This is a genomic window from Streptomyces sp. NPDC054047 (assembly GCF_055585065.1).
The window spans coordinates 270,156-282,805 of record NZ_JBVJKV010000013.1 but is presented as its reverse complement, the minus strand read 5'-3'; the positions used below and the strand labels follow the sequence as shown (position 1 = coordinate 282,805).

Here is a 12,650-nt window from a genome sequence, read left to right as displayed (position 1 = left end):
ATTGACCGGACCCCTCGCCCAACCCTGGAGCGATCTCTTATGCAACGTCCCCGGATTCTGATCATCGGCGGTGGCTTCGCCGGTATGGAGTGCGCGCACAAGCTGGAGCGAACGCTCAAGGCGCAGGACGCCGAACTGCGGCTTATCAGCCCGCAGGACCACCAGCTGTATCTCCCCCTGCTCCCCCACGTCGCGTCGGGCGTGCTGACCCCGCAGGCGGTCGCGGTGCCGCTGCGCCGCATGCTGCGCCGTACGGCGATCGTGCCGGGCGGGGCCATCGGTGTGGACCCGCACGCGAAGGCCGTGATCGTACGGAAGATCAACGGCGAGGAGGTCGTGGAGCGTTACGACTACCTCGTGCTTACCCCGGGCAGCGTGACCCGGCAGTTCGACATCCCCGGTGTCGACCGGCACGCCGTGGGCGTGAAGACGCTGGCCGAGGCCGCCTGGATCCGTGACCACGTGATCTCCCAGCTCGACCTGGCCGCGGCGAGCTCGGACCGCGCCGAGCGGGAGGCCCGGCTGCAGTTCGTGGTCGTCGGCGGCGGGTACGCGGGCACGGAGACGGCGGCCTACCTGCAGCGTCTGACGAGCGCCGCCGTCAAGCGCTACCCGGGGCTCGACGCGTCGCAGATCAAGTGGCATCTGGTCGACGTGGCGCCGAAGTTGATGCCCGAACTGGGTGACCGGCTCGGCGAGAAGGCCCTGGCCATCGTGCAGCGGCGTGGCATCCACGTGTCGCTCGGGGTCACCGTGGACAAGGCCACCGAGAACACCGTCACGCTGACCGACGGGCGCACGCTGCCCTGCCACACGCTGATCTGGACCGCCGGTGTCGCGCCGAGCCCGCTCATCGCCACTCTCGGCGCCGAGACCAACCGGGGCCGCCTGGTCGTCGACCCGGAGCTGACGGTGCCCGGCCTGGACGGCGTGTTCGCGCTCGGTGACGCGGCGGCCGTCCCCGACCTCGTCAAGGGCGGCGACGCGATCTGCCCGCCGACCGCGCAGCACGCGATGCGCCAGGGATGGGCGGCCGCCAAGAACGTCACCGCGGCCCTGCGGGGCGCACCGCTGACCCCCTACCGGCACAAGGACATGGGCCTGGTCGTCGACCTCGGCGGCATCCAGGCCGTATCGAAGCCGATGGGTGTGCAGTTGACCGGTCTGCCCGCCCAGATCGTGGCGCGGGGCTATCACTTGGGCGCGCTGCGCACCGTCACCGCACGCTTCCGCACGGCCGCGAACTGGGGGCTCAACGCCCTCGCCGGCGACGACTACGTACGGACCGGGTTCCAGACCCAACGCCCCGCCACCCTCGCCGACTTCGAGATGACGGACGCCTACCTCTCGGCGGAGGAGATCCACGCGCGGATGACGGCTGAGGTGGCGGGGCGCTCGATGGCCCCTGAGAAGCCGCTGCTCCCCTAGGCAAGCAGTTCCCCTGGGCCGCAGGGGCCCTTATCCATAGGGCCGCCCCTATCCATAGAGCCAGTACGAGGGCCAGTACGGACCGGAAGCCGGTGCTCGCAAGCAGCGAGCGCCGGCTTCCGCGCTGGAGCACCACCTCAGGAACGCGCGCACGCCGGGGCGACCGTTTCCTCCCTGGTCGTGCGGCCCGGCGGCGGCTACCAGTGGTGGGTAGGTGCCGCTCTCAACTTCCCCGGGGCCTGGCCGCGTCGACATAAATAGCCGACGTGCACGGCTCCGGAAGGCCGTTGCCGGCGTCTGAGGGTCGATGCCGCCGTCGGACGGCCGATGGACGCCCCTCCAAGGCTCCCTCTCGCCGTCCGGTTGATCACGGTGAGCGTCACATCCGTACTACGCATCACCCGTCGCCACACGAAGGACTCCGCCACTATGCGTATCGGCATCGATGTCGGTGGGACCAACACCGACGCCGCCCTGCTCGGGCCCGACGACCGCGTGCTCGCGGCCGTCAAGTCCCCGACCACTCCCGACATCACCTCCGGTGTCACCTCCGCGATCCGGGCGCTCGCACCGCCCGTCGAATCCGTCACCGCCGTGATGATCGGCACCACCCACTTCCTCAACGCACTCGTCGAGGGCGCCCGGCTCACTCCCGTGGCGGCCGTACGCCTCGGTCTGCCCGCCACCGCCGCCCTGCCGCCCATGGCGGACTGGCCCACGCGGCAGCGGACCGCCGTCGGCGGCCACGGCTATCTCTGCCACGGCGGGCGGGAGTTCGACGGGCGGCCGTTGTCGCCGCTCGACCCCGAGGAGCTCAAGCGCACGGCCGCCGACATCGCCGCGCGCGGGCTCACCTCCGTCGCCGTGTCGTCGGTGTTCTCGCCCGTCGCGGAGGCCGACGAGCGGCTCGCCGTGGAGATCCTGCGGGCGGAGCTGGGCGAAGGCGTGCACTTCTCGCTCTCGCACGATCTCGGCCGGGTCGGGCTGCTCGCGCGCGAGAACGCCACGATCATCAACGCGTCGCTGCGCGATCTGGCCACCGTCATCGTCGAGTCGTTCGGTAAGGCACTGGCCGAGATGTCGATCACGGCGCCGTTCTTCCTGTCGCAGAACGACGGCACGCTGATGGACGTCGACTTCGCGCGCACCTGTCCCGTGGCGACGTTCGCGTCCGGGCCGACCAACTCGATGCGGGGCGCGGCCTTCCTGTCCGGGATCGGGGACTGCGCGGTCGTCGACGTGGGCGGCACGACGGCCGACGTCGGCATCCTGGCCGAAGGCTTTCCGCGCGAAGCCGCGGGCGAGAGCGAAGCCGCGGGAATCCGCACCAACTTCCGTATCCCTGACGTCCTTTCGTCCGGCATCGGCGGCGGGTCCTGGGTGTCGAGCGAGGGCGAGACGGGGCCGCGGTCGGTCGGCTATCTGCTCACGCGGGAGGCGCTCGTCTTCGGCGGCACGCGGCTCACGGCGACGGACCTCGCGGTGGCCGCGGGCCGGGCGGACATCGGCGACAGCACCCAGGTCGCCCATCTGGAGCGGGAGTTCACCGAACGCGCCCTGGACCGCATCGCCGAGCGGATCGCCGAGGCCGTCGACCGGATGCGGACCTCGGCGGCTGCGCTGCCGGTGGTCGCCGTCGGCGGCGGCTCCATCCTCGTCCCCGAACGACTGCCCGGCTTCGCCGATGTGCGCAGCCCGGAGCACTTCGACGTGGCCAACGCGGTGGGCGCGGCGATCGCGCAGGTGGGCGGCGAGGTCGACCGGGTCTTCCGGGTCCCCAAGGGCCGCAGGGACGCGGTGCTCGCCGGGGCCCGCGAGGATGCCGTGGGGCGGGCGCTGGATGCCGGGGCGCGCCCCGGCAGCGTACGTGTCGTCGACATCGAGGAGGTTCCGCTCGCCTATCTGCCCGGCGGGGCGACACGCATCCGCGTCAAGGCGGTGGGCGATCTCGACCTGGGGCGTTTACCCGGTGCCGCGCGGACCGGCGCCGGGACGATCCCCGATGCGTGAGATCACCCTCGACAACCTCGACGACATCGCCCGGGGCGCCGGCATCCTCGGCACGGGCGGCGGGGGCGATCCCTACATCGGCAGACTGCTCGCCCGCGAGGCGATCCGCGCGCACGGTCCCGTACGGGTCGTCGGCATCGACGAGGTCGAGGCGGACGCGACCGTCGTCCCCATCTCCGGCATGGGCGCGCCCACCGTCCTGCTGGAGCGCGTGCCCAACGGCAGAGAGGACCTGGCCGCGCTGCGCGCCCTGGAGAGACACCTCGGGCGCCGGGCCACGCACCTCACGCCCCTGGAGGTCGGCGGGGTCAACTCGATGCTGCCGATCGCGTGTGCCGCGCGGGCCGGCCTTCCCCTCGTGGACGGGGACGCGATGGGGCGGGCGTTCCCCGAGGCGCAGATGGTGCTGCCGGGCCTGGCGGGGATCTCCAACTCTCCGATGGCGCTGGCCGACACCACGGGCAACACGGTCATCGTCGAGGCCGTCGACAATCACGCGGCCGAGCGGATCGCGCGTGCGGTGTGCGTGGAGCTCGGCTGCCAGATCAGCTGCGCGGACACGGTGCTGCGCGGCGATCAGCTCGCCGACGGCCTGGTCCCGGCGACGCTGACGCTCGCCCGGCGGCTCGGCGCCGTGGTGCGCGAGGCGCGCGCCGCGCACGGCGATCCGGTGGCGGCGGCGCGGGAGACGCTGGCCGGCATCGCCCTCATGACGGGCAAGGTGGTCGACGTGGTCCGTCACACGGAAGGCGGCTTCGCGCGCGGTCACGCCCGCGTCGAGGGGACGCGGGGCGACACCGGGCGGGTGCTCGAACTCGGCTTCCAGAACGAGCACTTGCTCGCCACGCGCGACGGGCTGACCGTGGCGACCACGCCTGATCTGATCTGTGTACTGGACAGCGCGACCGGCGACCCGGTGACGACGGAGGGCCTGCGCTACGGCCTGCGCGTCAGCGTCATCGCCGCCCGCTGCGACCCGCGCTGGATCACTCCGGGCGGCCTCGCGCTGGCCGGTCCGCGCTACTTCGGGTACGAGGTGGACTACCTGCCCTTCGGTTCGGCCGCCTGATCGTCCCGACTGTCCTGAGCAGCCTGAGCCGCCGCGGTGGACGGCCGCAGTGTGATCGTCCGCCGCGTGTGCTTCTCCACCGCCTCGCGGGAGTAGAGCAGCGGGAAGGACCCGTCGGCGGCCCAGCTCGCGAACAGGTCGTCGTAGTGCGGGCTGCCCGGCACGCCGGACTGCCCCGGCGAGTTCATCGCCACGGAGTCGTCCCAGGAGCCGACGTCCACGACGAGACGGAAGGTGGCCCCCGCGGTCTGCCGGAACCCGGCCCCGTAGGCGGCGGCTCCCACGGTGTCCCCGCTGCCGCCGCGCGGTGCGGGGCCCACGGAGGCCCACTCCGGGGCGGGCCCGTCGAGCAGCGCGGCGATGGGGTGGTGGGGGTGGGCGTGGTGCAGGGCGCCCCAGGACCAGGCGGCCGGGTCGGCGCCCAGGAGGCCGGTGAGTTCCTCGACGGCCGCGGCGAGCGTGCCGAGCAGCAGCGCGGGGTCGGGGTCGGCGTCCAGGAGCTCCAGATCGACGCGGGCGTCCGCCGCCGCGTCCTCGGCGGGCAGGACCCGCGCCAGGGCCCGCGCACGCTGCTCCTCGCCCACGATCCCGTCCAGGGCCCGTGCCAGGAGGGCGGGGCGCAGGTGGCGCCGGTACCAGACCTCGAAGAGGGCGGCGGCCGGGGATTCGACGGTGAGGCGGGTGTCCCAGTCGCGGAGGAGGGCGAGGGCGGCGGCGACCGCCCCCTGGCCGTCGCCCAGTCCCGCGAGCAGTTGCCGCACCCGGCGCCCCGGCAGGCTCACGTAGTCCGTCTGCAGTTGTACGCAGTCCTGGACCGTCCAGTGCGCGTGCGCGCTCAGCTCCTCCGTGATGCGGTCGTGGCGGGTCGGTGCGTACCAGTCGTACGTCACCGTCTTCTCCGCGTTCGGATACGCGCGCGGCAGGTTCAGCTGGTTGGCCGTGGCGAACCAGCCCTGGGCCGGGTCGCGCGCCGAGGGGAGTTCCTCCACGTCCAGGAAGCCGTCCCATTCGTAGCGGCCGTCGCCCGGCACCGGGAGCGTGCCGTCCCAGTTGGGGCGGACGGGGACGCGGCCCGCGGGGCGCCAGCCGATGGTGCCGTCGGGGGAGGCGTAGACCTGGTTCTCGCCGGGGGCTCCCCAGTGGCGCATCGCCGCCACGAACGCGTCGGGGCTCGCCGCCCGCATGTAGTCCATGCTGCCCAGGTAGGGGGCCATGCCCGGGCCGAGCCAGGCCGCGCGGACCGCGAACGCGGCGTTGCGCTCGGGGAGTTCGCGGATGACCGGGCCGTGGCGGGTGAACCACAGGTCGGCCGGGATCTCGTCGCCGTCGCGCACCGGGATCGGTTCGATGACGCGCGTCATCGGCTCCCAGCGGTCCTGGTACCAGTACTCGTGGGGGTTCTCCGGGTTCGTGCGGTAGACGTACAGGTCCTCCTGGTCGATCGGGAAGATCGTCAGGCCGAAGGCGACGTGGCCGTTGTGGCCGATGGAGATGCCGGGCAGGGCCGGTTCGCCCGCTCCGACGGCGTCGATGCCCGGCGCCGAGAGATGCGTGAGGTAGCGCAGCGCGGGCAGGGCGATCCCGCGGTGCGGGTCGTTGGCCAGGAGGGGGCGTCCTGTGGCGGTGCGGGACGGGGCGATGACCCAGTTGTTGGAGCCGTCCAGGCCCTGGCGGGGCGCCGCGCCCGCCGCCCACGGGGGCGTGGTGGCCATCTCGTACACGCGCAGGACGTCGGCCGGGATGACGGACAGGTCGAGGCCTTCGGGGACGCGCAGCCGGTGCGGGGCGGGCTCGCGGCGGCGGCGCAGCTCCTCGGCCTCGGGTCCGTGGTCACGCAGGGTGAGGGCGCGGGCGACCTCGTCCCGCAGGTTGTACTGGAGTCCGTGGCTGCGGATGCGGGCCACGTCGGAGGGGTGCCAGTACGCCGGTTCGTACTCCAGCAGGGCGAACTCGGGCGGCAGGTGTGCCGTGTCCGCGCGGCACAGCGCCACGTAGGCGTTGATGCCGTGGACGAACGCCGTCGTCACCCGTTCCGTGTCGTCCCCGTACGCCCGCCATTCCTCGGCCATGTCGCCCCGGTAGAGGAACAGCCGTGCCGCACGGTCGTGTTCGGCGTACCGCTCCCCCAGCACCTCGGCGAGCAGACCGAGTCCGCGGCGGCGCCACAGGTCCAGCTGGAAGAGGCGGTCGCGGGCGGCGTTGAAGCCCTGGGCCAGGAAGAGGTCGTCCTGCGACGCGGCATACAGGTGCGGGACGCCCCACTGGTCGATCCGGATCTCCACGGGCTCCTGGAGGCCCGGCACCTCGAAGATGTCGCTGTCCGTCATCGGGGCTCCTTCACGGCGGCCTCCGCCGAACTCTCACCCGGCACGGAGGGGTTGGCGGCGGAGATCGTAGCCGGTCCTGGACCCGGCGCGAACCGGACGACGGCGAGCAGCACGACGAGGTTGGCGGCGAGCGCGATGATGCCGCCGTTCACCCCGTGGTACGGGTCGTTCTCGGTGGCCCACAGCGCGGTCATCACCACGAGCCCGGTGAGCATACCGGCGACGGCGGCCCTGGCGGTCAGCCGCCGCCAGAACAGGGCGAGGAGCACGACCGGCACGAGCTGCGCCAGGCCCTCGTACGACAGGACGGAGAGCTCCACGAGGGTGTTCGGGTAGAACAGGCTGCCCGCCAGGGCGATCAACCCCGCGATGACGCACACCAGTTGAGAGAGGCGCTTGGTGCGCATGTCGTTCGCGTCGCCGGACTTTCCCGGGGCACGGCGGCGGGCCCGCGGATCGGCGCCGTTGCCGCCGCCGAGGATCGTGCGGCCCCACAGCGTGCCGATGGAGAGCATGAAGACGCTCATCGGCACGATCGCCGAGAGGGCGCCCGCGACGCCGATGAGCGCGACGACGGGTGCGGGCAGGGAGTCGGTGACCAGGGCGAACAGGGCCAGGTCGGGGTTGCCCAGGGTCGGCATCACGAACAGGGCCGTCGCGCCGACCACCATCGGTACGAACAGGAGAAGTTGGTACCAGGGCAGGAGCAGAGCGTTGCGGCGCAGCGCGTTCGGGCTCTTCGCGCTGAGGTAACCGGCGACGGTGGTCGGGAAGATGGTGATCGTGACGGCGTTGAGCACCACCGTGCTCAGGAACCACATGGCGTTGCGCCCGCCGGACTCGTGCCCGGGGAAGGTCAGCCACTCGGGCTTCTCGGTCACCATGCGCTGCATGAAGTCGCTGAAGCCGCCGAGGTAGTGCATCGGGATGTACACGGCGAGGAACACGACGGCGACGATCACCAGCATGTCCTTGAGCGCGCTCACCCACGCCGAGCCGCGCAGCCCTGACACGAGGATGAACACCTCGGCCACGACGAAGGAGATGACGGCGGCGACCTTGAGGTCGACGCTGCCGTACGTCATCGCGTTCACGACGACGCCCATGCCCTGAATCTGCACCTGGATGTAGGGGACGATGAAGACCGTCGCGACGACGGCCACGAGCATCCCCACCGGCCGCGAGCGGAACCGGAATTCGGCGATGTCCGCGATGGAGATCAGGCCGTGCCGGGACGCGTACGTCCACAGCGCGGGGCCCACGACGTACGCGACCGCGAAGCCGACGGTCAGATAGGCGACCAGGTAGAGGATGGGCGCGCCGAAGGAGTACGACCATCCCGCGGTGCCGAGGAACGAGAAGCTCGTGTACGTCTCTCCGGCCATCAGCAGCCAGATGAACAGGACGCCGAGTCCGCGGCTGGAGACGGACCACTCGGCCAGGCCCTTGGACCGGCCGCGGGCGCTCCACACGCCGATCCCGATGGTGGCGACCATGGCGAGCCCGAACACGGTGGTGGCGACGGCTGCGTTGCCGTTCATCGGCGGCCTCCTTCGGTGGCGGGGTCTGCGAGGTCGCCGGGGAGGTCGTCGGCCGGGATGGGCTCGACGGCGCCCGTGCGGTACGCCGGGTCGAGCCGGGCGGCGAGCCAGATGACCAGGGGGCTGATCACCGTGGCGGCGATGACCCAGGCCAGGAGGAAGGGGACGCCGAGGATGCGCGGCTCGATGCGGTTGGCCACGAGCGGGGCGGAGCCGTAGAGCAGGACGGGGACGAGGAGCAGCCACAGGGTGGGGCGGGCCACGCCCTTGAGGGTGGGCAGGCCGTCGAGGGGGTTGTCTCGCACGCCGTCTTTCACGCCGTCTGCCGTGCTGTCTTGTTCGCCGTCATCAGCGGTCGGGGGCATGGGGGGACTCCTTGAGGGGCGGCATCAGGGGCGCGCCCGGGGGAACGGAGGGGGAGGTCATGCGGAGGAGGTCATGCGGAGGAGGTCATGCGGGGGCATGCGGGGGGCGGTCCCACAGGGGGGTCACACAGAGGGGTCGTAACGGCCGTCCACCGCGGTCCAGCCGCCGTCGACGCTCAGCACGGTGCCGGTGACGAAGGTGGAGGCGTCCGACACCAGATAGGCGACGGCGCCGGCGAGTTCGTCGGCGCGGGCCCACCGCTTGAGCGCGGAGGCCTGGGCGTAGGCATCGAACCATGCGGGGTCGGCGGCGATCTGATCGGTGAGCGGAGTACGGACGACGCCGGGCGCGACCGCGTTGAACCGCACGCCCTGCGGCCCCCATTCTGCCGCCGCCGTCCGCAGCAGCTGGACAAGGCCCGCCTTCGACGCGGCGTAGGGCCCCTGCCCCGGCTCCACCTGGAAGGCGCGCATGGAGGCGAACCCGACCACGCTGCCCCGGCCGCGCTCGGCCATGCCGGGGGCGACGGCCTGGATGAGCGTGAGGTAGGAGCGCAGGTTCAGCGCGATGACACGGTCGAACTCGTCGAGGCCGTAGTCGGCGATGCGCTTGCGCACGTTGGCCCCGACGGTCACGACGAGCCCGTCGAGCGGCTCCCACGCGGCGACGGCGGCGCGGACGGCGTCGGCGTCGAGGACGTCCAGGGGGTGCGGGACGGCGGTGCCGACGCCCTGGCCCGTCCCCTCCCCCACGGCGAGCGCCGCCGTCCGCGCGGCCCCCTCCGTGTCCCGGTCGGCGACGATGACGTGCGCGCCCTGGGCGGCCAGCGCGCGGGCGGCCTCGCGGCCGATGCCGCTCGCGCCGCCCACGACCGCCACGCGGCGGCCGTCGAGCCGGAACAGATTGCCGTAGTCCATGGGGGTGTTGCCTCTCTTGCCGGGGCTCGGGGTCGGGTGTGCTGCGTGTCTGCCGGAGGGCTCGCGCCGGGGCCGGGGCGCCGGGCGGGACGGGGCGGCTCCACCCGGCAGAGGGGCGGGGTGGAAGAGCCTTGCGCCATGGCCCCGGTCCCGGGTGCTCGCCGTCTCCGGTCCGGGCCTAGGGCCTGACGACCACCATCCGGGTCACCGTCATCTCCTCGATGGCGAACCTGGGGCCCTCGCGTCCGATGCCCGAGTCCTTGACGCCTCCGTAGGGGGCGATGTCGCTGCGGTAGCCGGGGACTTCGTTCACCACGACGCCGCCGACCTCCAGGCGGTCCACGGCCTCCAGGGCGGCCCGCAGGCCGCGGGTGTAGACGGCCGCGTGCAGGCCGTAGCGGCTCGCGTTGACCAGGTCGTACGCCGCGTCCAGGTCCGGCACCGTGCGCAGGCAGACGACCGGGCCGAAGATCTCCTCGTCCCAGGCCGGTTCACCGTCGGGGACCTCCGCGAGCAGGGTCGGGGCGACGCACCGGCCGCCCCCGTCGCGGACTCCCCCGGCCACGAGGCGCGCGCCCGCGGCCCGCGCCCGCTCCACCCAGTCGAGCACCCGCTCCGTCGCCGTCTCGTCGATGAGCGCCGAGACACGGGTCTCGGGGTTGCGGGGGTCGCCGACCACCACGTCCGGCAGCCGGTCCGCGAGCCGCTTCTCGAACTCCCCCGCCACCGCGTCCACGACGACGACCCGCTGTACGGAGATGCAGGCCTGGCCCGACGCGTAGAACCCGCCGCGCACCACCGCGTCGGCCGCCGCGTCGAGATCGGCGTCCGCGGCCACGACGAGCGCCGCGTTGGAGCCGAGTTCGAGGACCACCTTGCGGGGCGCCGCGTCCCGCGCGATGCGGTGGCCGACGGCCGCCGAGCCGGTGAAGGAGACCGCCGCGACCTCCGGATGCGTGGTGAGCGTACGGCCGACCTCCGCGTCCCCGGTGACGAGCTGCACCGCTCCGGCGGGCGCACCCGCCGCCACCAGCTGCTCCCGTACGAGGTGGACGAGGCGCAGGGTGGCCAGCGGTGTCGCCGGGGCGGGCTTGACGATCACCGGGCAGCCCGCGGCGAGCGCCGGCGCGATCTTGTGGGAGGCCAGGAGGACCGGGTAGTTGAAGCCCGCGATGCCGACCACGACGCCGACGGGCTTGCGCGTCCAGAAGCCGAAGAGGCCCTCCCCGGATGGCTGGAGGTCCAGCGGCACGGTCTCCCCGTGCAGATGGGCCACCTCGTCCGCGGCGGCCTGCCAGGTGGCCACGGCCCGCCGCATCTCGACCCCGCAGTCGATCCGCGGCTTGCCGGTCTCCAGGACGAGGAGCTCCACGAGATCCGTCTCCGCCTCGGCCAGCGCGTCCGCGACCCCGGCGAGCACTTGCCGCCGCACGCCCGCGGTCAGCCTGCCGACGCGCACCCGCACCGCCGCTGCATGTTCGACGGCCCGCTCCGCGAGCTCCTGGTCGCCGACCGGCGCCGCGGCGAACTCCGTCCCGTCGTAAGGAAAGTGGACGGGCCGGCTGCCCGGCGCGCTCACCCAGCCGTCCCCGACGGGCAGCCCTTCGGGACACGTCCCGGGAAGGATCGTGGGCCCTGTCATCGCGCACCTCCGGCGGCGCCGTCCAGGAAGGAGCGCGCCGCGGCGGCGTACACCCGCGTGTACTCGACGATCTCGCGCACCTCGACGAACTCGTCCTTCTGGTGCGCGATCCACTTCCCGCCGGGTCCGTAGACCACGGTCGGCAGACCGGCGTCGCGGGTGAGGATGGTGCCGTCGGTGGTTCCGGGCACGGCCCCGAACGGCGGTGCGGCGCCGTGCACTTGGCGGTGTCCGTCGACGAGGGCGGTGACCACGGGGTGGTCGTCGGCGATCTCGATGGCGGGCCGGTCGTCGACGACGGTGAGCGCGACGCCCACCCCCACGCTCCCGGCCGCCTCGACCGCGAACTGCCGCACCTGTTCGATGAGTTCCGCGTGATCGGTCCCGGGGATCGTGCGTACGTCGATGCCGACGACCCCGTGGGCGGGGATGACGTTGAGCTGGTCCGGGTCGCCGCCGAGCAGGACGGTCGGCGTGACCGTCACGCTTCCGGCGTGCGGGTGGGTGCCGTACCGCTTCTGGGCCCAGTCCTGCGCGCGGCCGAGCGCCTCGACGACGCGCGCCCCAGCGACGATCGGGCTCTTGGCCTCCTGCGGCATGGCGCCATGGGCCATCACCCCGTCGAGGTCGAGCCGGAGGCGGATGCCGCCACGGGCGGAGGTGCACACCTCGTACCCCTCGGGCTCGCAGACGATGACTCCGTCCACCTCCCGTGCGAGTGAGGTGGCCGCGAACGCCTTCGCGCCGAGCATCAGCCCTTCCTCGTCGCACAGCACGCCGAGGACGACGCGGCCCGGGAAGGGGCCGGCGAGCTGTAGGGCCCGCACCGCGTAGATCATCGCGGCGACGCCCGACTTCATGTCGGCGGAGCCGCGGCCCCAGAGCTTGCCGTCGCGGATCTCGGCGCCGTAGGGGTCGACGCTCCAGTCCCCCGGATCTCCCTCCGTGACGACGTCGATGTGCCCCTCGAACATCAGGGTCGGACCGTCACCTCCCCCGCCCTCGATGACGGCGACGGTGTTGGGCCGGCCGGGCGCGACCTCCACCACGTCGTACGTCCAGCCGAACTCAGTGAAGAGCCGGGCGACGAGTTCGGCCGCGGGCCGCTCGACCTCGGTGGCTCCGGCCGCGTTGACGGTACGCAGCCGGACCAGATCCTGGGTGAAGGCGACGACGGCGGCAGCGTCGGCGGCCGTGACCTCGACGGGCGCGCTTGAGCCGGTGCGCGGTGAGCCGGGGTGCCGTGGGCCGGTGTGCCATGAGCTGGTGTGCCCTGAGCTGGTGTGCCCTGAGCTGGTGTGCATGGAACCTCCAAGTCGGCCGACCGCGAGGCCAGTCGACTGGTCAGAC

Annotated in this window: 9 protein-coding genes; 3 read left to right on the top strand and 6 right to left on the bottom strand. The window is 72.9% G+C overall.

Annotated elements, in window-relative coordinates:
* The first annotated feature begins 39 nt into the window (after nt 1-39).
* The 3 genes from ACZ6ZP_RS36885 (at nt 40) to ACZ6ZP_RS36875 (ending at nt 4,507) form a co-directional block, all read left to right on the top strand.
* Nucleotides 40-1,428: an NAD(P)/FAD-dependent oxidoreductase gene (locus ACZ6ZP_RS36885; protein ID WP_399983426.1), complete on the top strand. Its 1,389-nt coding sequence runs from the start codon at nt 40-42 to the stop codon at nt 1,426-1,428.
* Between the two features lie 429 nt (nt 1,429-1,857).
* Entirely contained in the window at nt 1,858-3,438 is a 1,581-nt protein-coding gene (locus ACZ6ZP_RS36880) for a hydantoinase/oxoprolinase N-terminal domain-containing protein (protein WP_469410171.1), read from the top strand.
* The gene (locus tag ACZ6ZP_RS36875; protein ID WP_468618217.1) at nt 3,431-4,507 is read left to right on the top strand and encodes a DUF917 domain-containing protein; all 1,077 of its coding nucleotides are present in this window, start codon (nt 3,431-3,433) and stop codon (nt 4,505-4,507) included. Before ACZ6ZP_RS36880 ends, ACZ6ZP_RS36875 begins: the two co-directional genes overlap by 8 nt.
* Here the strand turns inward: ACZ6ZP_RS36875 and ACZ6ZP_RS36870 are convergent.
* The 6 genes from ACZ6ZP_RS36870 to ACZ6ZP_RS36845 all read right to left on the bottom strand — a co-directional run bounded on the left by ACZ6ZP_RS36870 (nt 4,480) and on the right by ACZ6ZP_RS36845 (nt 12,604).
* A complete protein-coding gene (locus ACZ6ZP_RS36870) occupies nt 4,480-6,834 on the bottom strand; it encodes a penicillin acylase family protein (RefSeq protein ID WP_469410170.1) in 2,355 nt (784 codons plus the stop codon). The genes ACZ6ZP_RS36875 and ACZ6ZP_RS36870 overlap by 28 nt on opposite strands.
* Nucleotides 6,831-8,375: a sodium:solute symporter family protein gene (locus ACZ6ZP_RS36865; RefSeq protein WP_351171582.1), complete on the bottom strand. Its 1,545-nt coding sequence runs from the start codon at nt 8,373-8,375 to the stop codon at nt 6,831-6,833. Before ACZ6ZP_RS36865 ends, ACZ6ZP_RS36870 begins: the two co-directional genes overlap by 4 nt.
* Nucleotides 8,372-8,740 carry a DUF3311 domain-containing protein gene (locus ACZ6ZP_RS36860; RefSeq protein WP_469410169.1) on the bottom strand — a complete coding sequence of 123 codons (369 nt, stop codon included), beginning with the start codon at nt 8,738-8,740 and terminating at the stop codon, nt 8,372-8,374. Before ACZ6ZP_RS36860 ends, ACZ6ZP_RS36865 begins: the two co-directional genes overlap by 4 nt.
* Before the next feature lie 123 nt (nt 8,741-8,863).
* Nucleotides 8,864-9,658, bottom strand: coding sequence for an SDR family NAD(P)-dependent oxidoreductase (locus tag ACZ6ZP_RS36855; RefSeq protein WP_351171588.1), 795 nt, complete (start codon nt 9,656-9,658; stop codon nt 8,864-8,866).
* 178 nt (nt 9,659-9,836) lie between these two features.
* The gene (locus ACZ6ZP_RS36850) at nt 9,837-11,300 is read right to left on the bottom strand and encodes an aldehyde dehydrogenase family protein (RefSeq protein ID WP_469410168.1); all 1,464 of its coding nucleotides are present in this window, start codon (nt 11,298-11,300) and stop codon (nt 9,837-9,839) included.
* Nucleotides 11,297-12,604: a M20 family metallopeptidase gene (locus ACZ6ZP_RS36845; protein ID WP_469410167.1), complete on the bottom strand. Its 1,308-nt coding sequence runs from the start codon at nt 12,602-12,604 to the stop codon at nt 11,297-11,299. Before ACZ6ZP_RS36845 ends, ACZ6ZP_RS36850 begins: the two co-directional genes overlap by 4 nt.
* Nucleotides 12,605-12,650 lie beyond the last annotated feature (46 nt).